Consider the following 24,703-nt stretch of genomic DNA (forward strand, 5'->3'; position numbering starts at 1 on the left):
CTGGTGGCCCCAATATTTGCAACTGAGTGCAGGAGCGAAATCCGGACTGAGATAACGGAAGACTAAACTGATCTTTTTGGCCTGGCTGCTCGCAGCCTGCTGTCAGGGTCCAGGATCGTTCTCCAGCAGGATCGGCTTGCCGTGCGGGGTGGCATGCGCGGCGCGTTCCCATGCCTCTGCCATCGCATCGACATCGGACTTGGCGGCCAGACCTTTTGAGGCAAGCAGCTTTTCCAACGCAGCCAGCCAATGTTCGTAATAATCATGGCCGTCCGCTGCGGCGCCCGGTCTCTTCACTTCTGCCGACAGTGCCTGCGCCCACTCGCTCCACGAAAACAGGCCCTTGTCGTGCAGCGCAACCGTCATGGCGAAGGCTTCGGCTTGCCATGGCTCGGCGAAAACAGGCGCATCGGCGCCCGGCGGCAAATCGGCGGGGCCATCACGCCGGCTCAAGATAGCTCTCCCAGGCGTCGATCGACACAACAAGCGTCGGGTCGGCGCCCTCGCCCCAGATCTCCGATCCTTCGAAAACCACGGTGTACACCCATTGCGGATTTTCGCCGTGTCCATGCGCGTTGCTGTCGGGAAAAACAAAACCGTCGTGCACCGCCTCGACCACGCCGTGCTTGCCGCGTGCGTAGCGTGGCAGCCGCGTGTGGCCGGTCGGGTTGAAGTTCTTGGTCCGCACGGGGTCTCCGGCCTTGAACCGCGCCGCTTGCGCCACCGGCCGGTCGCAAGGGCTGCCCTTGGCCAGCACTGCGGGCACGTTTTCCGCCTTCAGCACCCTCTTGGGAGTCGCTACTGGATCGACTGCCTTGCCCGCTTCGAGATCGCGCTGGCTGACGAAGCCATGGCGCTTTAACAGCACCTCCAGCGCCTTGATCCATATCTCGTAGTAGCTCGATGAATAGTAGACAGCCGGATGCAGCGATTCCCGTGCATGCCGGCTCTCGTCGATGTTCCACGCGCCCATGGCGCCGGCAGTCAGCGTCACGCCGAGCGCCCGCCTTTCCCACGCGGCATGGAAATAGGGTTCGTCCTTTTCCGGCGCGACCGGGCCGAAACCCATCTGTCCGCCGAGATCCTGCGGCCCGTTCATGCCGGCTGCCCCTCTATTCCAGGTCTTTGGGCCAGGCCGGTGCCGATCATCGCATCGCGGCTCACCAGCTCCGCCAGCCGCTCCTCGCTCCAGCCCTCGGTACCCTCGGGCCGCATCGGCACGACGAGATAGCGCAGCTCGGCAGTGGAATCCCAGACGCGGATTTTCTTGTCCGCCGGCAGCGTCAGCCCGAACTCTTCCAGCACGCCGCGCGGATCGATCACCGCGCGCGAACGATAGGGCGGCGCCTTGTACCAGACCGGCGGCAGGCCAAGCACCGACCACGGATAGCAGGAGCACAGCGTGCAGACGACGAGATTATGGGTATCCTGCGTGTTGAACACCGCCTGCATGTGCTCGCCCTGGCGGCCGGTATAGCTCAGCGATGCGATCGCCGCCGTCGCGTCGCGCTTCAGCCAATCGGCAAAGGCAGGATCGCTCCAGGCCTTGGCCACCACCCTGGCGCCGTTGCGCGGCCCGATCTTGGTCTCGTAGGTATCGACGATGACGTCGATCGCCGCCGGATCGATCAGCCCCTTCTGGGTCAGGATGGTTTCCAGCGCACGCACGCGGGCGGCAAACGGATCGAGTTCGTTGTCGTGGTCATGATCGTGTGACATGGCTACAAACTACGTTTGCAGTGATGCCGCCGCAAGCGCGACGGCTTGGGCCAGCGGACCATGGCGCCAGCTCTACCCCCTATTCGGCGGCCGCCCGCTGCGGCTCGGGCAGCATGTCTTCCCTGGGCTTGAACAGCGAGGGCTGATCCCCCGCTTCGACCGAGCCCGGCTCGCCCTTGCGCTTCGACCAAAGCCCCACCAGCCAGCCCGAGAAATTCTCCATGTAGACATAGATCACCGGCGTCACGAACAGGGTCAGTGCCTGCGAGGCAAGCAGGCCGCCGACAACGGCAACGCCCAGCGGCTGGCGCAGTTCGGCGCTGGCGCCGGTGCCGAGCGCAATCGGGAATGTGCCCATGAGTGCCGCCAGCGTCGTCATCATGATCGGCCTGAACCGCATCAGGCAGGCCTTGTGGATCGACTCGGTCGCCGACATGCCTTCTCGTCGCAGTTCGAGCGCGACATCGACCATCATGATGCCGTTCTTCTTGACGATGCCGATCAGCATCAGGATGCCGATCACCGCGATGACCGACAGATCCATGCCGGCGAAGCGCAGCGCAACGACCGCTCCCAGTACGGCCGATGGCAGGCCGGTGAGGATGGTCAGCGGGTGGATGAAGCTTTCGTAGAGGATGCCGAGCACGATGTAGATGGTCAGGATTGCGCCGCCGACCAGAAAACCCTGGTTGGCCAGCGAATCCTGGAAGGTCTTGGCGGTGCCGGCAAAGGTCGTCGAGATCACCGTCGGCATGCCGATCTGCTCTTTCAGCGCATTGATGCGCGTCACGCTGTCGCCCAGCGCCACGCCCTGCGGCAGATTGTAGGAGATGGTCACGGCTGGAAGCTGGCCGAGCTGGTTGACGGTCAGGGCGCCGGCCGTGCGATCGACGCGGGCGAAGGCGCCGAGCGGAACAAGACTGCCGCTCGCCGTCCTCATCTGGATGGCCAGCATCCGCTCGGGCGACCACTCGATCTTGGGATCGAGCTCGGTGATGACTTCATAGCTGTCGGCCGAACCGAAGATGGTCGAAACCTGGTCGGTGCCGAACCCGCCATAGAGGGCGGAGCGCAACGTGTCGGTATCGATACCGAGTTGGGCGGCCTTGTCGCGATCCACCACCAGCGTCGCCTGCAGCGCATTGTTCTGCAGGTCGCTGGTGACGTCGGTGAAGTTCGCATGGTCGGCCGCCATCGCGTCGTTCAGTTTCTGCGCCCAAATATCGGTGAGGCCGGTATCAAGGCCCTGAACCACGAGCTGGTAGGCGCTTGCGGACGACCGCGAGCCCAGCCTCAAATTCTGCACCGGCTGCATGTAGGTCTCGATGCCAGCAACGCCGGCCAGTTGCTTGCGCAGATCCGAAAGCACCTTCTCGATATCGGGGCGCTGGTCCTTGCCCTTGAGCTGGACGAAGAGCTGCCCCTGGTTGAGCGCATTGTTGCCGCTGCCCGCCGACCACGCCACATGGTCGACATAGGGCGAATGCGAGAAGACGCTGGCGACCTGTCCTTGCAGCCTGGACATGGCGTCGAACGAGATGTCCTGGCGGGCGATGGTGGTCACCGATATCTGGCCGATGTCCTCCTGCGGGAAGAAACCCTTCGGCGAAGTCTGGATCAGCCACACCGACGCTGCCGCGGTGCCGACGAAGACGAGGAACACCAGGAAGGTGTGCCGCAGGCAGAAGCTCAAGACCCTGTCGTAGCCGCGCGTGACGAGGTCCTGCTTGTGACCGGGGCCATGCTTGTCGCGGTCGGCTTTGGTCACCGACAGCAGCCGCGAGCACAGCATCGGCGTCAGCGTCAGCGACACGAACATCGACGCCAGGATGGCGACCGTCACCACCACGGCGAACTCGTTGAAGATGCGCCCGATGACGCCGCCCATCAGCAGCACGGGGATGAAAACCGCCACCAGCGAGATCGAGATCGAGATGATGGTGAAGCCGATTTCGCGCGCGCCCTTCAGCGAGGCGTCGAAGGCCGACAGCCCGTCCTCCTCCATGTGGCGGAAGATGTTTTCAAGCATCACGATGGCGTCGTCGACGACGAGGCCGACCGCCAGCGTCAGGCCCATCAGCGAGATGTTGTCGATCGAAAAGCCGAACAGGAACATCGCGCCGAGCGTGGCGATCAGCGAGATCGGCACCGCCACGGCCGGGATGATTGTCGCCGTCACCCGGCGCAGGAACACGAAGATCACCATGATGACCAGGGCAATGGTGAGCAGCAGCGTGAACTGCACGTCGCTGACCGCCTGCCGGATCGAACTGGAGCGGTCGTTAAGTAGCTTGATGTCTGCGGCGGCCGGCATCTGGTCCTTGAAGGACGGCAGCATCGCCTTGACCTTGTCGACGACGTCGACAGTGTTGGCGTCGGGCTGGCGCTGCACGGCCATGATGATCGCGCGGGTGCCATCGTACCAACTCGCCGTCGTGGTCGTCTGCACCGAATCGACCACGCGGGTCACCTCGCCCAGCCGTACCGGGTGACCGTTTTTGGTGGCGATGATGATGTTGGAGAAACCGGCGGCGTCGGTCAGCTGCGTGTTGGCGGTGATGGTGAGCTGCTGCTTGTCGTTCTGGAGCACGCCGAGCGGCGTGTTGCTGTTGGCCGAGGCAACCGCCGCCTGCAGCTGATCGATCGAGATGCCGCGTGCGGCAAGCGCGGTCGGGTCGATCTGGATGCGCACCGCGTATTTCTGCTGGCCGAAGATCGAGACCTGCGCCACGCCGTCGATGGTCGACAGCGACGGCGAGATGACGTTTTCCGCGAACGCATCGAGGTCGGTCAGCGGAACCGTGTCGCTGACCAGCGACATCAAAAGGATCGGCGCGTCGGCCGGATTGACCTTGCGATAGCTCGGCGGCGCCGTCATCTGCGGCGGCAATGATTTCTGCGTGCGCGCGATCGCCGCCTGCACGTCGGCCGCCGCCGCATCGATGTCGCGGTTGAGCACGAACTGGATGGCGATCGAGGTCTGGCCAAGCGAGTTGGTGGTCGAGATCGAATCGATGCCGGCGATGGTGGCGAACTGCTTGATCAGCGGCGTCGCCACCGATGTCGCCATGGTTTCCGGCGAGGCGCCGGGCAGCGAGGCCGAGACGTTGACCACCGGGAATTCGGCGCTGGGCAGTGCCGCCACCGGCAGGAACTTGTAGGCGAACAGCCCGCCCAGCACGAGGGCGAACGACATCAGAAGGGTGGCGACGGGCCGGCGTATGCAGAATTCGGAGATCATTGGGCGGCCTCGCCGGCGCTGGTCGCCTCGGCCACCTTGGGCGCAGCGGCACCCGCCGTGGTCTTGCCTTCATGCACCGCGGCGCCGTCCTTCAGCCGTGTCTGGCCCTCGGTGACAACCTTCTCACCGCTTTTCAGCCCCTGGCTGATGGCGCTGTTGTCGCCTTCGGTCAGCGCCACCTGCACCGGCCGCATCTCGACCGTGTTGTCCGGCTTGACCACATAGACGAAAGGGCCCTTCTGGCTTGGCTGCACCGCGACAGTAGGAACCGATGTCATCTGCGGCATGATGCCGGCGTCGAGCACGACATTCACATACTGGCCGGGCCATAGCGAAAGGTCGGCATTGGGAATACTTGCCCGCGTCGCGATAGTGCCCGACGCGGTGTCGACGCTGGAGTCGACGAAATCGAGCGTGCCCTTGCCGATCGGCGTCGGGTCACCATCCTTGGTCAGTGTCACCGCGCCCTGCTGCGGATTGGCAAGCGCCTTGTGCAGCAGGGCGAGATTGCTTTCCGGCAGATTGAAGTTGACCTGCAGCGGGTCCATCTGGGTGATGGTCACCAGCGGGGTCGCCGTGCTGCTGTTGCCATTGCTGACGGTGACGAGATCGCCGACGGCGACGCTGACCGCACCCAGCCTGCCGGAAATCGGCGCCGTGATCGTGGCGAAGCCAAGCTGGACATTGTCGGCGTCGATTGTCGCCTTGTCGGCGTCAACGGTCGCAGCGGCAGCCTTCTGCGCGGCGACGGCCTGGTCGTAGGTCTGCTGCGTGCCGGCCTGCTTGGCAACCAGATCCTTGGCGCGCTGGAGATCGGACTGCGAGCTGGCGAGCATCGCCTGATCCTTGGCGAGCGCCGCTTGATCCTTGGCAAGCTGCGCCTTCAGCGCCCGGTCATCGAGCGAGAACAGAACGTCGCCGACCCTGACCATCTGCCCATCCTTGACGTCGATCGAGACGATCTGGCTGGACACCCGCGCGTTGATGTTGACGACGGCGGGAGACGAGACGAAGCCGATCGCATAACGCCGGATCGGGAAATCGGCTGTCGAGGCGACGGCCGAGAGGATGGAAGCCGAGCGGGCGGCACCGCCGCCACCTGCCGCCTTGTCGCCCGCTGCCGGCTTGCCGGTTGCCGATTTGTCCGCGGCAGCGACCTGCTTTGCGCCGATGAGCTGCTGAGCCTTGCTCAGCGCGTCCGGAGACACATAGAGCCAGGCCGCGCCCGCACAGGCGACGGCAAGCAACGAAAGAACGACTTTTCCACGCATGGTCAAAGGCCCTCTCCACCCGACACGTCGTGGTCCGATGGTTCTACTCTAGCGCAAATCACGGCCCGTTGCCGCGATTTCGCCGAATAGATAGGACGCGCCTTTGTCGGAAAAGGGCCAAAACACGGCATTACGAAGATTTAATGTGCACTGCACAATGGATGTGCAACACGGGCTGAATCCCCATCCGACGGCTTGCGAGCCATCGCCTTCCGGCCTGAGACGACCAGAATGTGCGCGTCTCGACCTATTTGAGCATCGGCCAAAGCGTCGCCGCCAGCAGCACGCCCATGGCGATGTTGAACCATTTCAGCCGTACCGGGTCCGACAGGAAACCGCGCAGCGCGGTGCCGAACCCAGCCCACACCGAGACGCTCGGCAAATTGACGATGGTGAAGGCCACAGCGATCAACACCACCGACAGGAACGGGTGCTCGGCATTGGCATAGACGGCCATGGCGGTGATCGCCATCACCCACGCCTTGGGATTGACCCACTGGAATGCAGCCGCCTCGATGAAGCGCATCGGCCGCGCCTTCGTCTCGCCCTTGCCGGTCAGCGTGCGCGACATGGCGATCTTCCAGGCGAGGTACAGAAGATAGGCGCCGCCGGCGATCTTGAGCGCGGTATGCAGCGCCGGAAACGCCGTCAACACAGCGCCAAGGCCAAGACCGACGGCAAGCAGCAGCACGAGGAAACCCATGCTGATGCCAAGCATGTGCGGAACGGTTCTGACGATGCCGAAATTCACGCCCGATGCCAGAAGCATGAGATTGTTCGGCCCCGGCGTGATCGAGGTCACCAAGGCGTAAACAAGCAGGGCAAGGAAAGCGTCAAGCGACATGGATATCCTCCCCGACAAGTCAGGATCGTTGTCTCTTCGCGGCAACCCGCAAAGGCCCACGGACGGCCCACAGCGGGGCCAGAAGCCTCACTGTGGAAGCTGGCTGGCGCGACCGGCGCCAGCACCGAAGGACTACATCGCCTGCGGGCCGCGGTTCAACGCCGCCACGCCGGTGCGGCAGATTTCGACCAGGCCGAGCGGCTTCATGATGGCGATGAATTGATCGATCTTGGAGCCCTTGCCGGTGATCTCGAAGATGAAATGCTCGGTGTTGGCGTCGATGACGCTGGCGCGGAACGCATCGGCCAGCCGCAGCGCCTCGACCCGGGCCTCGCCGATGCCGGCGACCTTGACCAGCGCCAGTTCGCGCTCCAGCGGCCGCTCCTGGCCGGATTCATGCGAACGCACGGTCAGGTCGACGACGCGGTGCACCGGCACGATGCGCTCCAGCTGGTGCTTGATCTGCTCCAGCACATGCGGCGTGCCGCGCGTCACGATGGTGATGCGCGACAGGTGTTTTTCATGCTCGGTCTCGGAGACGGTCAGGCTCTCGATGTTGTAGCCGCGCCCGGAAAATAGGCCGATGACCCGGGCAAGCACGCCCGGCTCATTGTCGACCAGCACGGAAAGCGTGTGGTTTTCCGGCTTTTCCGTTTCCTTGGCGATAAAATAGGCCGAACCGGTCGGTTGTAGCTGTGCGTTCATGACATGAATCTCGATTTCAAGCTCTTGAGCCAATTCTTTGTTTGCGCAGGGCTTTCTCGCGACAGCCCTGCCTTGGTTCTGCCGGCTACACCAGTTCCCTGCCCTTGGCGTCGATGGCATTGGCCACCGCCTCGTCGGTTGCCTCGTCGGGCAACAGCATCTCGTTATGCGCCTTGCCCGACGGGATCATCGGGAAGCAGTTGGCGAGCGTCGCCACGCGGCAATCGAACAGCACCGGCTTCCTGACCGAGATCATCTCCTTGATCGCGTCGTCCAGCTCGTCCGGCTTTTCGCAGCGAATGCCGTGGCCGCCATAGGCCTCGGCCAGCTTGACGAAGTCCGGCATCGCCTCGGTATAGGAATGCGACAGCCGGTTGCCGTGCAGCAACTGCTGCCACTGCCGCACCATGCCCATATACTGGTTGTTGAGGATGAAGATCTTGATCGGCGCATTGTGCTGCACCGCCGCGCTCATCTCCTGCATCGTCATCTGCACCGAGGCGTCGCCGGCAATGTCGATGACCAAAGCGTCGGGATGCGCGATCTGCACGCCGAGTGCTGCCGGCAGGCCATAACCCATCGTGCCCAGCCCGCCCGACGTCATCCAGCGGTTCGGCTTCTCGAAACGATAGTGCTGCGCCGCCCACATCTGGTGCTGGCCGACCTCGGTGGTGATGTAGGTGTCCATGCCCTTGGTCAGTTCGTAGAGCCGCTCGATGGCGTATTGCGGCATGATCACGTCGTTGTTCATCTTGTAGGCGAGCGAGTCGCGCGCACGCCATTTGGCGATCTGCTCCCACCAGGGGTAGAGCGCCTTCTTGTCGGCCTTGGCGCTCGCCCGCCACAGCCGCACCATATCCTCCAGCACCCGGCCGACATCGCCGATGATCGGCACCTCGGTGTGGACGTTCTTGTTGATCGACGACGGATCGATGTCGATGTGGATCTTCTTCGAGTTCGGCGAGAAGGCGGTCAGCCGACCGGTGATGCGGTCGTCGAAGCGCGCACCGATGCAGATCATCACGTCGCAATCATGCATGGCCATGTTGGCTTCATAGGTGCCGTGCATGCCGAGCATGCCCATCCAGTTCTTGCCCGATGCCGGATAGGCGCCGAGGCCCATCAGCGTCGAGGTGATCGGGAACCCGGTGAGATCGACCAGTTCGCGCAACAGATGGCTCGCTTCCGGGCCGGAGTTGATGACGCCGCCGCCGCTGTAGATGATCGGCTTCTTGGCGCCCGCCATCAACTCGACCGCCGCCTTGATCTTCTCCAGGTCGCCCTGGACCTTTGGCTGGTAGCTGGTGCGTGGCGCGATCTGCGGCGGGACATAGAATCCCTTGGCGAACTGCACATCCTTCGGGATGTCGACGACGACCGGACCGGGACGGCCGGTGGTCGCGACATGAAAGGCCTCGTGGATGGTGGCGGCGAGCTCGTTGACGTCCTTCACCAGCCAGTTGTGCTTGGTGCAGGGGCGCGTGATGCCGACCGTATCGCATTCCTGAAAAGCGTCCGAGCCGATCAGCGAGGTCGGCACCTGCCCGGTCAGGCAGACCAGCGGGATCGAATCCATCAACGCGTCCTGCAGCGGCGTCACCGCATTGGTGGCGCCCGGGCCGGAGGTCACCAGCATCACGCCGGCCTTACCGGTCGAACGCGCATAGCCTTCCGCCGCATGGCCGGCGCCCTGCTCATGGCGCACCAGTATGTGCTCGACCTCGTCTTGCTGAAAAATCTCGTCATAGATCGGAAGGACAGCGCCGCCGGGATAGCCGAAGACATGCTTGACGCCATTGTCCTTCAGCGCCTGCACCACCATTTCGGCGCCCGTCATCTCGCGCCGCTCGTTCTGTCCGTTGCTCATCGGTCTGGTCCCGTACTGTCGCCATTGGGCGTTTGCTGGTCGTTTAGTCGTGTTTCAGGCAATAAAAAAGGCCCCCGAGGGAGCCTGTGTCTTGCGCATGGGGGGTTTTCGCCCGGCGGTTACACCGCCTTGCCCACGCGCTTTCCTACGAGAATGAGTGCTGTTTTCATGGTGGCGGACACTAAGGGCGGGCAAGGCGACCTGTCAACGGGAAAAATCGCGCCGGCGCGCACAGCGTGCCGGCGCGATTGAGGCGATCAGCCCGGCGCCTTGCAGCGGGAAACGCGCGGATCGCAGTTGGACACCTTCCTCGCCTGCATCTTCGCTGGCGGATGGTGAGGTGCCACCCTTGCCGGGCCATGGTGCTGGGGCATGTGCATTGCCATCGCCTGCTGATGCGGCTTCTGTTGTCCGGCACCGCGTGCAGGACGCTGCCCCGAGACCGGCTTGGCCGAACCCGGTTTGGCCGACGATTTGACGACGATACGTCCATCGCCCGCGGTCCTGTCGGCATGCAGCTTGAGCGGATCGGCCTTCACGCCGTTGCCGGCGGCCATCCGCTTGCGCAGGGCGTCGCCAGGCTTCACGACGGCCGGATTGCTGGCAGCCACCGCGCCCGGGGAAATGGCCTTGCCGCCGATCGCAGTCTTGGGGCCCGCCACGATTTGCCCGTTCCCCATTGCATTGCCGGCAAGCTTCTTGATTTCGGCGCCCCTGGAAGCATCGAGACGTGCACTGGCAAACACGCCTTTGGGCGGAGGAACCAGTCTTGCCGCCTTGATCGAGTCGATGACTGGCTTCGGGAGTTGCTGCAGCCGGGGTCCGGCATTGATTGCAACCACCTGGTTGCCAAGCCACACGCGTGGCGCATTGTTGACCGCGACCGTCTGGTTGATGAATGTCGTGTTGCGCACGATGACGACGTTCTCCTGAACCGGCCGCACCACCCTGACCAGATCCACCGCGCCGATCGCCGCCACCGGCACGAAACACCACCAGGCGTCGTCGAAGGCGGCACCGACGTCCGGCGGCGCCGGAGCCCAGCCGACATCATTGCCGCCCTGACGCCAGACCACCCAGGCTGGCGCCCATTGACCGCCGGCGATCCACACCCAGCCGAAATCGGGATCATACGCCCAGCGGCCATAGTGATAGACGACATCGCCGAATGGCTCGGTGGACTGCCAGTACCAGCCATCGTCGGTCCAGACCCACCTGCCTTCGGTGTAGGGCCGCCATTCGGTACGCACCGAGGGAACCCAGACATCGCCGAAGCGGCTGGAGGTTCGCCATCCGCCATAGTTCGAAAGCCTTTCGCGGACGGTGACGGAAATTTCCGCCGCATGCGCCTGTGTTCCGGGCAGCACCAGCGGGCCGGTCACCGTCGCACTCAAGGCCATGACCGCGGCCATTGCTGCAGCACGTCCACGCCGGCCGAGAGAGTGGCGTGAAGACGCTTGGAAAAAGGATATGATAATCATAACGGGCTCCAGAGTTCCGCATCCAGAAAATCCCGGGAACCGCCCTGCTGCCCGCCACCGCTTCCCGGCTTCTCACCGATCGGTTGTCATAGTCCCCGGTGACCGCATTGCGGCATTTGACCATCAACTTCGCGCGACCGGCGCGGCATTCACAAATGGGACGGTCGTTTCCGGCGCCCGGGCGATTGCGAAACGCCGGGTGATCCCATTTTGCGAATAAACCATTGAAACCGCTGGAAACTATGGTGGGGCGTGACGAGGGCCGCCATCTCTGACGATACTTGATCGTCCGGCGGCAAGCCCGTCGGAGCCATCACCATGACGATCTGGATTTCACGGGAGGAAACCTGATGCTCGACAAGCCCTCTAGCAAGAAACTGTCTGACGTACTCGACCAGTTCGGCGCCGCGCTTGCTGCCAATGACATCGAGAAGGCGGTCGATTGCTTTCAAGAAGATTGCTACTGGCGCGATCTCGTTACCTTCACCTGGAACATCAAGACCATGGAAGGCCGCGACCAGGTCCGCGACATGCTGAAAAGCCAGTTGTCGAACACCAGGCCATCGCACTTCGCCATCGCCAAGGGCGAGGACGCGACCGAGAGCGGCGAACTGATCGAGGGCTGGATCAGCTTCGAGACGGAGGCGGCACGCGGCTTCGGCCATATCAGGCTGAAGAACGGCAAGATCTGGACGCTGCTGACCACCATGGCCGAACTGAAAGGCCATGAGGAGCCGGCAGGCTTCGCGCGGCCGATGGGCGCCAGGCACGGCTCGGGCAAGAACCGTCCGACATGGAAGGAAGAGCGCGAGAGGGAAGCCGCCGAGCTCGGCTTCAAGACGCAGCCCTATACGGTGATCATCGGTGGCGGCCAGGGCGGTATCGCGCTCGGCGCACGGCTGCGGCAGCTTGGCGTGCCGACCATCATCATCGAGAAGAACGAGCGTGCCGGCGACAGCTGGCGCAAGCGCTACAAGTCGCTCTGCCTGCATGACCCGGTCTGGTACGACCATCTGCCCTATATCGATTTCCCCAAGAACTGGCCGGTCTTCTCGCCCAAGGACAAGATCGGCGACTGGCTGGAAATGTACACCAAGGTAATGGAGCTGAATTACTGGTCCTCGACCGAGGCCAAAAGCGCTTCCTATGACGACAAGACGAAGGAATGGACAGTTGTCGTCCACCGTGACGGCAAGGACATCACGCTGAAGCCGAAGCAACTGGTGCTGGCGACCGGACAGTCCGGCAAAGCCAATCTGCCGAAATTCAAGGGCATGGAGACCTTCAGGGGCGATCAGCACCACTCGTCGAAGCATCCGGGTCCCGACGCCTATGCCGGCAAAAAGGCCGTTGTCATCGGATCCAACAATTCCGCCCATGACATCGCTGCCGCACTTTGGGAAGCCGGCGCCGACGTGACCATGGTGCAGCGCTCGAGTACCCATATCTCCAGGTCCGACACGTTGATGGAAATCGGACTGGGTTCGCTCTATTCGGAGCAGGCGCTGCAGAATGGCATCACCACCGCCAAGGCCGATCTCATCTTCGCTTCGCTGCCCTACAAGATCCTGCACGAGTTCCAGATCCCGGCCTATGCCGAGATGAAGAAACGCGATGCGGCATTCTACAAGGGACTGGAAAAGGCCGGTTTCATGCTCGACTGGGGCGACGACGAGTCCGGCCTGTTCATGAAGTACCTCAGGCGCGGCTCTGGCTATTACATCGATGTTGGCGCATCGCAGCTGGTCATCGATGGTTCGATCAAGCTGAAGAGCGGCGTCGACGTCGAAGAGATCAAGCAGCACTCGGTTCTGCTCAGCGACGGGTCGGAACTGCCTGCGGACCTCATCGTCTACGCCACCGGCTACGGCTCGATGAACGGCTGGGCCGCCGATCTGATATCGCGCGAAACCGCCGACAAGGTCGGCAAATGCTGGGGCCTCGGCTCGAACACCACCAAGGATCCCGGCCCCTGGGAAGGCGAGTTGCGCAACATGTGGAAGCCTACACAGCAGGAAGCGCTGTGGTTTCACGGCGGCAACCTGCACCAGTCACGCCACTATTCACAATTCCTGGCGCTGCAGCTGAAGGCCAGGCAGGCCGGCTTGGCGACGCCGGTCTACGGGCTGCAGCAGGTGCATCACAAGGGGTAGGCGAGCGCGATTCCGGCGAAGCCGGAAGAAAGGAGGCAGGGCTTGCACCCTGCCTCCTTCCTTTGAGGGAATTACGCCGGCTTACCCGCCGCGAACTGCGTCACCACCCGCTGCAACAGCGGCACGTAATCGCGAAACGTCCGCGTCTTCATGTTGGCAATCTTGCCGCTCTCGTCCCAGATGCGGACCCGGACCGCTTCCTCATGGAACGGGTTCTTGCGGAACTCGGCCACCTCCTCGGCATTCATCGGCCCACCCTGCAGCGACAGCGTGTGCACCGAGGCCTGCGACAGCTTGCCGAAATAAGTCGGATCGGTGGCGCAGAGATAGCGCTTGGCGGCGACATGCAGCCTGACGCATTCGACGATGACAGGTGGAAAGAACGGCGCCAGCACTTCGCCGCCGGCTTCGTCATGATGCTTGTCCTCGACATCCTCGGGCGAATAGGTGCCGAACTCGCTGGTGTAATGGCCAATGTCGTGCAGCAGCGCCGCCGCCACCAGCTCGTCCGGCGCGCCGTCCTTTTCGGCGAACCAGGCGCCCTGCAGCATGTGCTCCGACATGGTGACGGGTTCGCCGAGGTAGGATTCCGCACCCCGGCGCTCGAAGATGTCGGCAATGAATTCGACGATATTGTCCGCGTTCAAATCCTGGCTGCTCATTCCGCCGCCTCCTTGAACCCGTGTTCTATCGACGCGAGCGTCGACAGCAGGCCATCCTTGTCGGCGTAACAGCCCTGCAGCCAGCGCTTGCCGGTTCCGGAAAACGCCCTGCGGGCGTGCATGACGCGCGTGTTGTCGACGATGAAAGCCTGCCCCGCTTCGAGCTTGAACGTCACTTCGAAGGATGGATCCTCGATCAGTTCGGCGAACCGGCGGTAGGCCGCGTAGTACGCCTCCATATCGGCGAAGGGCACGTCGACCGTCGGCGCCAGCGAGCGGTTGTTGAAGCGGATGCAGATCAGCTCGCCATCGGGCCCGAGCTCGATCATCGGCCGCTTCGCCTGCAGCCGCACACCGGAAGAGCCGGCATATTCGAAGCGCGCCGGGCATGAGCTCAGCAGCCGGAAGCCTTCCGGGTTCTCAGCCTGCAGCGCAGCCGCGACGGCAAATCCGTCGACGACGCTGGATTCGCCGCCCTCAACCGTATTCTCGATGCAGGACAGGATCTGCAGCGTCGGCACGGGGTCGCGATAGGGATTGTCGGTATGCGCCTGGAGCCCGAGATTGGTGTAGGCGAGATTGCTCGGATTGACCTCGGCGCGCACTTCGAACCAGCGCCCGTAATTGGTCTCCCTGATATAGCCGAACAGATCGGACACCTTGCACAGCGCTCCGGATTCGGCCGGCAGATCGTCCATCACCGCAAAGCCATAGGTTTTCACCGCCGACAGCCATTGCCCCAGCACAGCGCGATCATGGCTGGCCGCAGCATAGCCGGCGCGCGGCACCGAATTCTGCATCGAGGCCTTGGTCCATCGCACGGTGGCCTCGTCTGTCCAGCCGGGCTGGCGGGCCGCGTCACGATCATAGGCATTGGCACTCAGCCATGCCGCCGGGAAACTCACTGTTTTCTGCTCCGGCACGAAGCTGACTTCCAGGGCGCCGCCCTTGAGCGATGCCGCGCCGATCCTGGTGTCGGCGGGAATGTCGAGGATGGTGATCAGCCGTTGGCCATTGCCGGCGCTGCGCGTCTTGTCGTCCAGCGCATTGTCGCGCAGCCACATGGCGTGAAAGCGGCTGCGCGACCCGTCCTTCCAGCCAAGTTCGATTGTTCTGCCTTCGTCGCCGATCAGCGCCTGGGTGAGCATGGAGATCCGTTCCTGTCCATTGCGTCCCCCGCAGCTGATCCGCGGGGTTTCGATTGCATGTTGATCGCGCGAGAGGCATAATTCAAATTATCATATTTTGGGCAATGACCACGATATACTAATGTCTCGAACCACACCCCTGCCGCCGCTCGACTGGCTGCGCAGTTTCGAGGCTGCGGCGCGGCTGTCGAATTTCACCGCGGCGGCAGCCGAGCTTGGCCTCACCCAGGCGGCCGTCAGCCAACACATCCGCTTTCTCGAGGAGCGGCTGAAGACACGTTTGTTTTCGCGGCTGGCGCGCGGCGTCGCCCTGTCGCCGGAGGGGGCAGCCTACCTCCCCCACATCCAGTCGGCCTTCGCCACCATCGGCAACAGCACCGCGGAACTGTTCGAGCCGCGCGCCGTCCAGACCGTGACCATCCGGGCGCCGATTTCCTTTGCCTTGCTGATGCTGGTTCCGGCGCTGCCCGATCTCGCGAAGGCACTGCCGCGCATCCAGCTCGACCTGGTGACGATCCATCGCCCTACCGATTACGACCTGCCGGGCTCGGTGCTCGATATCCGTTTCGGCAACGGATCCTTCCCCGGCCGCGAAGCCGACAGGCTGACCGCCGAGCGGCTTGTGCCGGTGGCGGCTCCGGGTCTGGTCGGCGACGCAGACTGGACCTCCTTGCCGCTGCTTCTGGTTGCCGGCGCGCGCGAGATGTGGGCGGAATGGTTCGCTGCCGCCAGGCTGGCCGGCCATCCCAGGCGATCGCACCGCTTCGACAGCTTCGTTGCCGCCATGGAAGCGGCCAAGGCCGGCGCCGGCGTGCTTTTGGGCTCGCGGCCGCTGGTCGATGCGGCGCTCGACAGCAAGACGCTGGTCAGGCTTTCCGACTTCGAACTCTCCAGCACATCGGGCCATTTTCTGACCAAGGCGTCGACAGCGCGCCTGACCGGCGCCGAGCAGGATTTCCGCCAGTGGTTGCTGTCGCGCCTCTCCGCGCCGGCTTGACCGGTTACGAGATTTGCCCGATTCGCTTCCAGTAGATCAGCGTGCCGGTCAGCCCGCCATGCGGCTTCAGGGCATAGTCCGGTATCTCACCGGCCAGCGTGAAGCCCAACCGCTCATAGAGGCCTGAGGCGCCCTCCTCGGTTGCCGTGTCCAGAACCAGCAGCGTGCGGCCCTTCTCCACCGCAAGCCTCTCGGCGGCCCGCATCAGGCGCGTTCCCACGCCCCTGCCCCGGTAGTCTGTGCGTGTCATCAGCTTGGCGATCTCGGCCCGGTGCGGCTGGTTGGGCGGACAGTCGAGCAGCAAGGTCACGGTGCCGACCAGGTTTTTGCCGTCCCAGGCGCCAAGCACCGCTCTTTCGCCCCTTGCCGCCGCGGCCAGCGATTTCTCCCAGAAACCCCTCGCCGCCTGCGGCGCCAAGGGATGCATGAAGCTGACCGAACCGCCTGCCGCCACCGTTGCGACCAGCAATTCGGCCAGCCCGTCCTGCGTCTCGGCAGCCGGGGTCAGGGTTGCGATCTCGATCGAGTTCATGTGCGGGATATCCTGTGATTGCGATAGAAGCGGGCGCATTGCCGTCACTCCAGATGGCGCGCGCGGCGACGCTTTCGCGCCGCCTTGATGGCGCTGATGCGGTCGGCATCTTCGTGCCCGAGGTGCCGCCCGCGCTCGAGAATCTCGAGCGTGTACTCCTCGTAGGTCAGGCCAAGCCGCTCGGCTCTGTCCATGCGCAACAGCATGACCTCGTGGCTCGGCGCCTTCCACGCCTTGGCGTGCGCTGCCTGCCAGGCCAGGAAGATATAGGGATCGCCCGTGCCCCATGGCGGGCCCTTGTACTCATCGAGAGGCGGCCCCCCATTGTGGGAGCGCTTTGGTCTCTTTGCCATTGTGTCAGCCTCTGACCAGGGCGACCAGATAGTCGGCGCCGGGCTCCAGGGCATGGAAGGTGCAGTCCGACGGCGCCCCAAGCGCCAGGCAGTCGCCGGGCTCGAGCTTGTGCGCCATATCGCCTTCGATGAATTCGAGCCGCCCGGAAATCAGCCATATCTGTTGCTTGATGAAGGCGTATGAAGCAGCCGGAAAACTGACCCTGGCGCCCGCCGGCAGATGCACCTTGATCAGTTCCAGCGGCATATCGCCAGCCGGCGAAAGATGCCGCCTGACATAGCCGGTATCGGGATCGCGCCATACCGGCTGGTCGGCCTCGCGCAGCAGCCCGCCGCCCTGCAGCTCGGCGCGCGCGATCAAGGTCGACAGCGTCATGCCGAAGGCCGACGCGATGCGCACCAGAAGCGCCGCCGTCGGGCTGGTCTTGCCTCGTTCGATCGTGCTGAGCATCGCCTTCGAGACGCCGGAACGCTCCGCCAGTTCAGCCAGGGACCAGTCACGCATGACCCTTTCGGCGTGTATCCTGCGGCCTATCGTCGAGGAAATTTCGTTCGCTATATCATCCATATGTCTATTATAGCGAAATATTGACGCCGGAGAAGAGCCGCCTTGCGACAATTTTCACAGGCCCCTTAATGCTCTCTACACCATCCGACCTCATCGGGCCTTAACCCCATTCGGGTAGGATCGACTCTCCAGGGAAATGGGGATTGGCCTGTCCATGTATGTCGAACGCGAAGCCTCCGTGGGGGAACCGACCTCGCAGGAGCGCCGCCAGACCGAGCAGAACGACAAGCGCATCCTCGGCAATGTCGTGCAATGCGACGGCGCTCGCGCCACCATCAGCGCCTATGCGGACGATGCCGACGGCGCGGTGACCGGCCTGTGGACAGTCGGGAAGATGATTTCCATCAATCTCGGATCGACGCGAACCGTCGGCCTTGTCTACGCGATCGGCAAGTCGGACCGCGCCTGGAGCAATGAGGGCCAGAACGCCATCGAGGTCAGCATCGAGCTGATCGGCGAAGTCCGTGACGGTGCGGAGCCCGGCGCCAGACCGGTCTTCGACCGCGGCATCACCACCTATCCGCATATCGGCGCCATTGCGCATCGCATCCGCACCCGCGACCTGCAGGCGGTCTATGACCTTGCCGGGCGTCATTCGATCACGATCGGCACGCTCGCGCAGGACGAGACGATCGCCGCCAACATCGCTATCGACGATACGCTGGCGCGTCACTTCGCCATTGTCGGCACGACCGGCGTCGGCAAATCCACCGCCGTTTCGCTGCTGCTGCGCAAGTCGATCGCGGCACGGCCGGATCTGCGCATCCTGATCCTCGACCCGCACAACGAGTTCGCGGCATCGCTGCCCGAATACTGCGTCAGGGTCGATTCCAAAACCTTGGATCTTCCGTTCTGGATGTTCACGCTGGAGGAATTCGCCGAGGTGCTGTTCCGGGGCCGCGAGACCGAGCCGGAAGAAATCGATGCCTTGCGCGACCTGATCCCGGCCGCCAAGAATCTCTACCGCAACCCGAATTCGGGCTCCTATATCAGGCGCGGCAGCGATGCGCTGACCGCCGATACGCCAGTGCCTTACCGCATCGCCGACCTGCTCAAGCAGATCGATGAGCGCATGGGCATGCTCGAAAGCAAGACCGATCGCCCGACGCTCAAATCGCTGAAGACGCGCATCGAATCGGCGGCGGCCGATCCACGTTATCGCTTCATGTTCAACTCGCGCCTGATCGAGGACACCATCCACGAGACGATCGGCAACATCTTCCGCGTGCCGCATCATGGCCGCCCCGTGACCTGCTTCGAGATGGCCGGCATGCCGTCCGAAGTGGTCAATTCCGTCTGTTCGGTGCTGGCGCGCCTTGCCTTCGATCTCGCTCTGTGGAGCGAAGGCAAGCTGCAGCTTCTGTTTTTGTGCGAAGAGGCGCACCGCTATATGCCGGCCGACCCGCGTCTCGGATTCGCGCCGACCAGGCATGCGCTGTCGCGCATTGCCAAGGAAGGCCGCAAATATGGCTGCTATCTCGGCGTCGTCACCCAGCGCCCCGGCGAGCTCGACCCGACCATCCTGTCGCAATGCTCGACCTTCTTCGCCATGCGGCTTGCCAATGAGCAGGACCAGGCGATCATCCGCTCGGCGATTGCCGACTCTTCCGCCTCGACGCTTGCCTTCCTGTCCTCGATGGGCCAGCGCGAAGCCATCGCCTTCGGCGAAGGCGTGGCGACGACCATGCGGCTGAAGTTCGAAAAACTGCCGAGCCACCTGCTCCCCGGCACCGCCAAACGCGAAGAGGCCACGTCGAAGCCGGGCGACGATGTCGATCTGGTGGCGATCGTGGAACGATTGCGCAACGTACCGAAATCAACGCAGCAGGCGATGGCCTTCGCCGAGGTCGTGGATTCAGGCCGCCAGGCCGGCGACCCCGACTACCGCAAGCCACCCGCCGCACGCCCGCCATCGGACGACGATTTCGACATGCGCTACGGCCTCAAGCCCGCAACCTTCGGCCTGCGCCCGCAAAACGATTGAGCTTGCGACCCGGCTGTTCTGCCGGCCGATTGAGAAGCCGCGCTAAGCTCGCGCCCTGCCTGGACCGCTTGGGTAAATCCCGTCAGGGAATTCGTCAGGCTGAGTCGGGTGGTGCTATTTTCGAGAACCGGAGCGGAGCGGACATTTGAGTCCGTGAGCATCGGAAGCGCAGAAAACGGCGCCAGACGGCCAGCCTCACGAATTCAGGGACGGGATTTTAGGCGCAGACGCGGTTGCGGCCTTGCCTCTTCGCCTCGTAAAGCTGGCGGTCGGCGCGGCGATAGAACTCTTCCGCTGTTTCCTTGCGGTCCCAGACGGCTAGCCCGACGCTGGTGGTGATCTTGAGGCGGACATTGCCCGACAGCACCGACATGTTGGCGATCGCCTTGCGGATGCGCTCGGCAAACTTGCCCAGAAGCTCGGCGTCCATGTTGGGCGTGACCACGGCGAACTCCTCGCCGCCCAATCGCGCCACCACATCGTGGTAGCGCGTCATATCCTTGAGACAGCTTGCGACGGCCTTGAGCACTTCGTCGCCGACGTCATGGCCGTGGGTGTCGTTGACCTGCTTGAAATGGTCGAGATCGAGGATCATCAGCCCGACGGGCTTTTCGATGCGCCGGAACTCCTCGAGATACTCCTTCAGCGCATCATCGAAATAGCGCCGGTTCTGCATGCCGGTCAGGCCGTCGGTCAGCGCCGCATGCTCGAGCGTTTCCGACCGCGCGCTGAGCGAGACCGTCATGGCGCGCAGCTTGCCCTCCTCCGTCGCCTGTTTTCGAATCAGCGGATAGATGAAGAAAATGCCGAAGAACAGCGCGGTGGCCAGGAGCACGCCGGTCGCGAACAAGAGCTTGTTGAGATAGATGACCTTGTCCAGACCCGAAGCCGTATGCAACTCGTCGGCGAAGGACTGCAGAAGTCCATAAGCATGCAGCGTCACCAGGCCGGCGGCCAGGATCACGAATATAAAGACGAAAAATGCTGATTCCGCCTTGTGAAAACGCATCTGCTCCCCGTTGGAAAAGTGCCCATCGACCTTATGGCATGGGCGGGCTTACGGAGGGTTAATTTGGACAACCACAACGGGAACCTTTCCTTGCAGGTAAACTTTTCAGGTTGCATCGGAAGCAAGCGCTGAGATCGTGGTTTCCAGATCATCACCGGGGTGCAACCTCAGCCATTCCGGCCCCAATTGATGCCTGAACCAGGTGGTTTGCCGCTTGGAATATTGCCTGGTCGCGATCTTGGCGCGTTCGATTGCCTCGGGAAAGCCAATCCCTCCGGCCATCGCCGCCTGCAGTTCGCGAACGCCGATCGCTTTCATCGCCGGCAATTCGGGATCGAGGCCAAGTGCCGCAAGCCGCTTGACCTCGTCCAGCGCGCCCTTGTCCAGCATTTGGTCGAAGCGTTTGTCGATGCGTCCGACCAACGCCGCCCGATCCGGCTCGATCACCAGGAAATGCGCGCTTTGCCTGTCGATGAGCGGCTGGCCGCGCTCTGCCTGCCATTCCAGGATCGAACGGCCAGACGCATCGAGAACCTCCAATGCCCGCACGATGCGCTGGCTGTCGGTTGGCTTGAGCATCATGGCGGCCGCCGAATCCTCGCGCAGCAGCAGGCTGTGCAGCTTGACGGCGCCCTGCTCCTTCAATTCGTAGCGCCAACGGTCGCGGACCCGTTGCGGAATGTCGGGCATTTCCGAAATGCCCTCGGCTAATGCGCGAAAATAGAGCCCGGTGCCGCCGACAAAAATCGCTGTCCGTTCGGAGAATGTGCCGTCGTCGATCAGTTTCATCACGTCGCGCAGCCAGGCGCCGGTGGAATAGGGTGTCGCCGGATGGACATGGCCGTAGAGGAAATGCGGTGCGCGGGCGAGGTCGGCCGCCTCCGGCCGGGCGGTCAGCACGTCGAGCACCGAATAGCCCTGCATGGAATCCGTATTGACGATCACGCCACCCCTGCGCTCGGCCAGATCGAGCGCAAGCGCCGACTTGCCGCTGGCGGTCGGCCCGGCTATCAGGATCGCGTTCTTCACGCGGCCCTTGCCCGCCTGCCCGCCGGAATGTTCCATGCCGCTCATCGCCACGCTTGTTTCCCGTCCCACTGAGCGCGCTTTGTCGCTGTCGCTTGCGAATATGGCCTCACGGTCGGTCGGCGCAAGCGCTGTTGTCTGGCTGGCTGAAGGTATCGCCTGCGATCTCGTCCTGCCTGAGGCAGCCGACGCCGCCGCTGCGAGTGCCGTCTTGCGCACGGCACTCGCCAGCGAGGCGGTCGACGTGATCGTCCAAGAAGCAGAAACCCGCCGCAAGAAAATCCTGATCGCCGACATGGATTCGACCATGATCGACCAGGAATGCATCGACGAGCTGGCCGACGAGATCGGCGTAAAGGATCATGTTGCCACGATTACCGCGCGATCCATGAATGGCGAGATCGCCTTCGAACCGGCTTTGCGCGAGCGGGTGGCGTTGCTGAAGGGCCTCGACGCCACCGTGGTCGATCGCATCGTCGCCAATCGCCTGACCCTGGCCTCGGGCGGCCGTGTTCTGGTCCGGACCATGCGCGCCAACGGTGCCTGGACGGCACTCGTGTCTGGCGGGTTCGAGGTGTTCACGACGCGCATCGCCGCAATGCTCGGCTTCCAGGAGAACCGCGCCAATCGCCTGCTCGAACAGGACGGCCGCTTCACCGGCCTGGTCGGCGAACCGATCCTCGGCCGCGCCGCCAAGGCCGACGCGCTGATCGAAATTTCAGCGCGCCTCGGCCTGACGCCCGCCGACGCCATTGCCGTCGGTGACGGCGCCAATGATCTCGACATGATCCGCCTTGCCGGTACCGGTGTCGCGCTTCACGCCAAGCCGACGGTGGCGGCACAGGCCAAGGTCCGCATCGATCATGGCGACCTGACCGCGCTGCTCTATATGCAGGGCTACAGGCAGGAGGACTTTGTGCAATGAAACCAATGCGTACCGAGCGCCTGATCCTGCGCAACTGGGAGGATCGCGACCGCGACCTGTTCCACCGCATCAACTCCGACGACCGGGTGATGGAGTTCTTTCCATTCCGCCGCGACCGCGCCCAGGCGGATGCCAAGATGGACGAGCTCCGGGCCTGGACCACGAAGGACGGATACGGTTTTGCTGCCGCCGAGATCACCGCCACCGGTGAATGCATCGGCTTCATCGGTCTCCTCGACACCGATCATGTGCCATCCCTGCCAGCCGGCACCATCGAGATCGGCTGGCGGCTGGCACCTGAGTTCTGGGGCAAAGGCTATGTCACCGAGGCAGCCGAAGCGTGGCTGGCCTACGGCTTCGAGACACTTGGCCTCGATGAAATCGTGTCATTCGCCGTCGCGGCCAACCGCCGCTCCACCGCCGTCATGCAACGCCTCGGCATGAGCGCGGATCCGTCCGGCGATTTCGACCACCCCAGCATTCCCGACAGCCATCCGCATCTCAAACGGCATGTCCTCTACAGACTGTCGCGCCAGGACTGGCAGGCAAGAAAAAGGGCAGCTCGCTAGCCGCCCTTTTTTCAGTGTTGTCGTGTTGTCGATCTTCCGGACCTCAGTCCATCCTGATCGTCACGAACCTGAGCTCGCCGGTCTTCGAGGCCAGCATCAGCAACGCATTCTTGCGCCCCTGTTCCTTCAAGGCGCCGATCCGGTCCATGACGTCCTTGGGGGTAGCAACCGATTCCTGTGCGATCTCGGTGATCACCTCGCCGGGCTGGATGCCGCGTTCGGCGGCGGCCGAGTCCTTGGTGACGTCGGTGATGACGACGCCCGAAACATCGGCCGCAATGCTGAACTTCTTGCGTGTCTCGTCGTTCAGTTCGCCGACCGTCATGCCGAGCACCGAAGCAGTGGAAACGGCCGGAGCCTTGTCGCCCTTGTCCTGATCGGTGTTGCCCTCCTCGGCGTTGGCGGCCTTCTCGCCATCCTCGAGCCGGCCGAGGGTCACTTTCACCGTCTGTTCAACGCCCTTGCGCACGATCAGCACGTCGACCGCCTTGCCGACAGGGCTTTCGGCGACGACACGTGGCAGGTCGCGCATCTCATGAATATCCTTGCCGTCGAACTTGATGATGACGTCGCCTGCCTGGATCGTGCCATTGTCGACCGGGCCGCCCTTGATCACGCCGGCAACCAGCGCACCCTTTGCGGTCGCCATGCCGAGGCTTTCGGCGATGTCGTCGGTCACCGGCTGGATGCGCACGCCGAGCCAGCCGCGCCGCGTCTCGCCGAACTGGCGCAACTGGTCGACGACACCGGACGCGAGCTGCGACGGGATGGAGAAGCCGATGCCGATCGAGCCGCCGGATGGCGAGATGATCGCCGTGTTGATGCCGATGACTTCGCCCGCGCTGTTGAACAGCGGTCCGCCGGAATTGCCGCGGTTGATCGCGGCATCGGTCTGGATGAAGTCGTCATAGGGGCCGGAATTGATGTCGCGGTTGCGGGCCGAGACGATGCCGACCGTCACCGTGCCGCCGAGGCCGAACGGATTGCCGATCGCCATCACCCAGTCGCCGACGCGCATCTTGGTGGAATCGCCGAACTTTACCGCCGTCAGCTTGTGGCCTTTCGGATCGACCTTGAGCACGGCGACATCGGTCTTGGTGTCGGTGCCGACCAGCGTCGCCTTCAAGGTGACACCATCGGAGAAATTGACCTCGATGTCGTCGGCATCGGCAATGACATGGTTGTTGGTGACGACGATGCCTTGCTCGGCATCGATGACGAAGCCGGAGCCCAGCGACTGCACCTTCTGCGAGCCGTTGTCCTTGTCACCGCCGCGGTTCTTGAAGAAATCGTCGAAGAAATCCTGGAAGGGCGAACCCTCGGGCAATTGCGGCATCGGCACCGCGCCCGGGCCTTCGGTACCCTTGACCGTCTGCGAGGTCGATATGTTGACCACCGCGCCGAGCAGGCCTTGCGCCAGATCGGCGACCGAAGCGGGCCCATCGGCGGCAAATGTCGGCGCCGTGAAGGACGGGACAGCGACGGCGCTGACAAGAAGTGCCGCCGCGCCGGCGATGAATGTCCGCCGCGCCGCGCGCAAAATTGTATTGGATGTCATCGAGAAGCCTCCCGGTATTCTTGAAAAGAAAAGCGCTTCGACGAAAACGCCGCGTCACGCCATGTTGGCAAAAAATACGGCACGTTTGCGG

22 protein-coding genes are annotated in these 24,703 nt (G+C 63.4%); 5 read left to right on the plus strand and 17 right to left on the minus strand.

Annotation, left to right across the window (positions count from 1 at the left end; all coding sequences use genetic code 11):
* Positions 1-102: 102 nt before the first annotated feature.
* From LB559_RS20770 to LB559_RS20810, 9 genes are all read right to left on the minus strand, one after another.
* Entirely contained in the window at positions 103-453 is a 351-nt protein-coding gene (locus LB559_RS20770) for a nitrile hydratase accessory protein (RefSeq protein ID WP_027160577.1), read from the minus strand.
* On the minus strand, positions 440-1,099 hold the full coding sequence (gene nthB / locus LB559_RS20775; protein WP_224674875.1) for a nitrile hydratase subunit beta: 660 nt from the start codon (positions 1,097-1,099) through the stop codon (positions 440-442). Before nthB ends, LB559_RS20770 begins: the two co-directional genes overlap by 14 nt.
* Complete coding sequence (gene nthA / locus LB559_RS20780; RefSeq protein ID WP_064993775.1) at positions 1,096-1,719, minus strand: nitrile hydratase subunit alpha; 624 nt, start codon at positions 1,717-1,719, stop codon at positions 1,096-1,098. Before nthA ends, nthB begins: the two co-directional genes overlap by 4 nt.
* Positions 1,720-1,798: 79 nt before the next feature.
* The gene (locus LB559_RS20785; RefSeq protein ID WP_224674876.1) at positions 1,799-4,960 is read right to left on the minus strand and encodes an efflux RND transporter permease subunit; all 3,162 of its coding nucleotides are present in this window, start codon (positions 4,958-4,960) and stop codon (positions 1,799-1,801) included.
* Positions 4,957-6,231 (minus strand): efflux RND transporter periplasmic adaptor subunit, encoded by a 1,275-nt coding sequence (locus LB559_RS20790; RefSeq protein ID WP_064993777.1) that lies wholly within the window; start codon positions 6,229-6,231, stop codon positions 4,957-4,959. Before LB559_RS20790 ends, LB559_RS20785 begins: the two co-directional genes overlap by 4 nt.
* A gap of 247 nt (positions 6,232-6,478) precedes the next feature.
* Positions 6,479-7,075, minus strand: a complete 597-nt coding sequence (locus tag LB559_RS20795) for a LysE family translocator (protein WP_024501399.1) — start codon at positions 7,073-7,075, stop codon at positions 6,479-6,481.
* Positions 7,076-7,207: 132 nt separating this feature from the next.
* Positions 7,208-7,780, minus strand: a complete 573-nt coding sequence (gene ilvN, locus LB559_RS20800; RefSeq protein WP_013531048.1) for an acetolactate synthase small subunit — start codon at positions 7,778-7,780, stop codon at positions 7,208-7,210.
* 85 nt (positions 7,781-7,865) lie between these two features.
* Positions 7,866-9,647, minus strand: coding sequence for an acetolactate synthase 3 large subunit (locus LB559_RS20805; protein WP_082826477.1), 1,782 nt, complete (start codon positions 9,645-9,647; stop codon positions 7,866-7,868).
* Between the two features lie 257 nt (positions 9,648-9,904).
* Positions 9,905-11,059 (minus strand): DUF6600 domain-containing protein, encoded by a 1,155-nt coding sequence (locus LB559_RS20810; RefSeq protein WP_224674877.1) that lies wholly within the window; start codon positions 11,057-11,059, stop codon positions 9,905-9,907.
* Positions 11,060-11,478: 419 nt separating this feature from the next.
* Here LB559_RS20810 and LB559_RS20815 point away from each other — a divergent pair, with 419 nt between their 5' ends.
* On the plus strand, positions 11,479-13,281 hold the full coding sequence (locus LB559_RS20815; protein WP_064993779.1) for an NAD(P)/FAD-dependent oxidoreductase: 1,803 nt from the start codon (positions 11,479-11,481) through the stop codon (positions 13,279-13,281).
* A 71-nt stretch (positions 13,282-13,352) separates the two neighbouring features.
* On the opposite strand, the gene LB559_RS20820 is transcribed toward LB559_RS20815, so the two are convergent.
* Both LB559_RS20820 and LB559_RS20825 read right to left on the minus strand, forming a co-directional pair.
* Positions 13,353-13,943 carry an HD domain-containing protein gene (locus LB559_RS20820; protein ID WP_013531044.1) on the minus strand — a complete coding sequence of 197 codons (591 nt, stop codon included), beginning with the start codon at positions 13,941-13,943 and terminating at the stop codon, positions 13,353-13,355.
* Positions 13,940-15,091, minus strand: a complete 1,152-nt coding sequence (locus LB559_RS20825; RefSeq protein ID WP_224674878.1) for a gamma-butyrobetaine dioxygenase — start codon at positions 15,089-15,091, stop codon at positions 13,940-13,942. The genes LB559_RS20820 and LB559_RS20825 overlap by 4 nt, the downstream gene beginning before the upstream one ends.
* 121 nt (positions 15,092-15,212) lie before the next feature.
* Between LB559_RS20825 and LB559_RS20830 the strand changes: the two genes are divergently transcribed.
* Complete coding sequence (locus tag LB559_RS20830) at positions 15,213-16,088, plus strand: LysR family transcriptional regulator (protein WP_024501405.1); 876 nt, start codon at positions 15,213-15,215, stop codon at positions 16,086-16,088.
* Between the two features lie 4 nt (positions 16,089-16,092).
* Here the strand turns inward: LB559_RS20830 and LB559_RS20835 are convergent, their stop codons facing one another.
* The 3 genes from LB559_RS20835 to LB559_RS20845 are packed head-to-tail and all read right to left on the minus strand — an operon-like array spanning position 16,093 to position 17,541.
* Positions 16,093-16,620, minus strand: coding sequence for a GNAT family N-acetyltransferase (locus LB559_RS20835; RefSeq protein WP_224674915.1), 528 nt, complete (start codon positions 16,618-16,620; stop codon positions 16,093-16,095).
* Between the two features lie 44 nt (positions 16,621-16,664).
* Positions 16,665-16,973 (minus strand): hypothetical protein, encoded by a 309-nt coding sequence (locus tag LB559_RS20840; RefSeq protein ID WP_013531040.1) that lies wholly within the window; start codon positions 16,971-16,973, stop codon positions 16,665-16,667.
* Positions 16,974-16,977: 4 nt separating this feature from the next.
* Positions 16,978-17,541 (minus strand): XRE family transcriptional regulator, encoded by a 564-nt coding sequence (locus tag LB559_RS20845; protein WP_224674879.1) that lies wholly within the window; start codon positions 17,539-17,541, stop codon positions 16,978-16,980.
* A 154-nt stretch (positions 17,542-17,695) separates the two neighbouring features.
* On the opposite strand from LB559_RS20845, the gene LB559_RS20850 reads away from it, so the two are divergent.
* A complete protein-coding gene (locus tag LB559_RS20850) occupies positions 17,696-19,525 on the plus strand; it encodes an ATP-binding protein (protein WP_224674880.1) in 1,830 nt (609 codons plus the stop codon).
* Between the two features lie 217 nt (positions 19,526-19,742).
* Here the strand turns inward: LB559_RS20850 and LB559_RS20855 are convergent, their stop codons facing one another.
* Positions 19,743-20,534, minus strand: coding sequence for a GGDEF domain-containing protein (locus LB559_RS20855; protein WP_013531037.1), 792 nt, complete (start codon positions 20,532-20,534; stop codon positions 19,743-19,745).
* A gap of 105 nt (positions 20,535-20,639) precedes the next feature.
* Entirely contained in the window at positions 20,640-21,608 is a 969-nt protein-coding gene (gene miaA, locus LB559_RS20860; protein ID WP_013531036.1) for a tRNA (adenosine(37)-N6)-dimethylallyltransferase MiaA, read from the minus strand.
* On the opposite strand from miaA, the gene serB reads away from it, so the two are divergent.
* Both serB and LB559_RS20870 read left to right on the plus strand, forming a co-directional pair.
* Positions 21,598-22,485, plus strand: a complete 888-nt coding sequence (gene serB, locus LB559_RS20865; RefSeq protein ID WP_024501411.1) for a phosphoserine phosphatase SerB — start codon at positions 21,598-21,600, stop codon at positions 22,483-22,485. The two genes, miaA and serB, sit on opposite strands and share 11 nt — an antisense overlap.
* Positions 22,482-23,054 (plus strand): GNAT family N-acetyltransferase, encoded by a 573-nt coding sequence (locus tag LB559_RS20870; protein ID WP_013531034.1) that lies wholly within the window; start codon positions 22,482-22,484, stop codon positions 23,052-23,054. The genes serB and LB559_RS20870 overlap by 4 nt, the downstream gene beginning before the upstream one ends.
* A 43-nt stretch (positions 23,055-23,097) precedes the next feature.
* On the opposite strand, the gene LB559_RS20875 is transcribed toward LB559_RS20870, so the two are convergent.
* A complete protein-coding gene (locus LB559_RS20875) occupies positions 23,098-24,612 on the minus strand; it encodes a DegQ family serine endoprotease (RefSeq protein ID WP_013531033.1) in 1,515 nt (504 codons plus the stop codon).
* Positions 24,613-24,703: the final 91 nt, after the last annotated feature.

Source organism: Mesorhizobium sp. BR1-1-3 (assembly GCF_020165455.1).
Lineage (GTDB): Bacteria > Pseudomonadota > Alphaproteobacteria > Rhizobiales > Rhizobiaceae > Mesorhizobium > Mesorhizobium ciceri.

Coding starts and splice junctions, on each gene's coding strand:
- nthB (WP_224674875.1), bottom strand. CDS start 1,099: ATGAACGGGCCGCAGGATCTCGGCGGACAGATGGGTTTCGGCCCGGTC.
- nthA (WP_064993775.1), bottom strand. CDS start 1,719: ATGTCACACGATCATGACCACGACAACGAACTCGATCCGTTTGCCGCC.
- LB559_RS20785 (WP_224674876.1), bottom strand. CDS start 4,960: ATGATCTCCGAATTCTGCATACGCCGGCCCGTCGCCACCCTTCTGATG.
- LB559_RS20790 (WP_064993777.1), bottom strand. CDS start 6,231: ATGCGTGGAAAAGTCGTTCTTTCGTTGCTTGCCGTCGCCTGTGCGGGC.
- LB559_RS20795 (WP_024501399.1), bottom strand. CDS start 7,075: ATGTCGCTTGACGCTTTCCTTGCCCTGCTTGTTTACGCCTTGGTGACC.
- ilvN (WP_013531048.1), bottom strand. CDS start 7,780: ATGAACGCACAGCTACAACCGACCGGTTCGGCCTATTTTATCGCCAAG.
- LB559_RS20805 (WP_082826477.1), bottom strand. CDS start 9,647: ATGAGCAACGGACAGAACGAGCGGCGCGAGATGACGGGCGCCGAAATG.
- LB559_RS20810 (WP_224674877.1), bottom strand. CDS start 11,059: ATGGCCGCGGTCATGGCCTTGAGTGCGACGGTGACCGGCCCGCTGGTG.
- LB559_RS20815 (WP_064993779.1), top strand. CDS start 11,479: ATGCTCGACAAGCCCTCTAGCAAGAAACTGTCTGACGTACTCGACCAG.
- LB559_RS20820 (WP_013531044.1), bottom strand. CDS start 13,943: ATGAGCAGCCAGGATTTGAACGCGGACAATATCGTCGAATTCATTGCC.
- LB559_RS20825 (WP_224674878.1), bottom strand. CDS start 15,091: ATGCTCACCCAGGCGCTGATCGGCGACGAAGGCAGAACAATCGAACTT.
- LB559_RS20830 (WP_024501405.1), top strand. CDS start 15,213: ATGTCTCGAACCACACCCCTGCCGCCGCTCGACTGGCTGCGCAGTTTC.
- LB559_RS20835 (WP_224674915.1), bottom strand. CDS start 16,620: ATGAACTCGATCGAGATCGCAACCCTGACCCCGGCTGCCGAGACGCAG.
- LB559_RS20840 (WP_013531040.1), bottom strand. CDS start 16,973: ATGGCAAAGAGACCAAAGCGCTCCCACAATGGGGGGCCGCCTCTCGAT.
- LB559_RS20845 (WP_224674879.1), bottom strand. CDS start 17,541: ATGGATGATATAGCGAACGAAATTTCCTCGACGATAGGCCGCAGGATA.
- LB559_RS20850 (WP_224674880.1), top strand. CDS start 17,696: ATGTATGTCGAACGCGAAGCCTCCGTGGGGGAACCGACCTCGCAGGAG.
- LB559_RS20855 (WP_013531037.1), bottom strand. CDS start 20,534: ATGCGTTTTCACAAGGCGGAATCAGCATTTTTCGTCTTTATATTCGTG.
- serB (WP_024501411.1), top strand. CDS start 21,598: ATGCCGCTCATCGCCACGCTTGTTTCCCGTCCCACTGAGCGCGCTTTG.
- miaA (WP_013531036.1), bottom strand. CDS start 21,608: ATGAGCGGCATGGAACATTCCGGCGGGCAGGCGGGCAAGGGCCGCGTG.
- LB559_RS20870 (WP_013531034.1), top strand. CDS start 22,482: ATGAAACCAATGCGTACCGAGCGCCTGATCCTGCGCAACTGGGAGGAT.
- LB559_RS20875 (WP_013531033.1), bottom strand. CDS start 24,612: ATGACATCCAATACAATTTTGCGCGCGGCGCGGCGGACATTCATCGCC.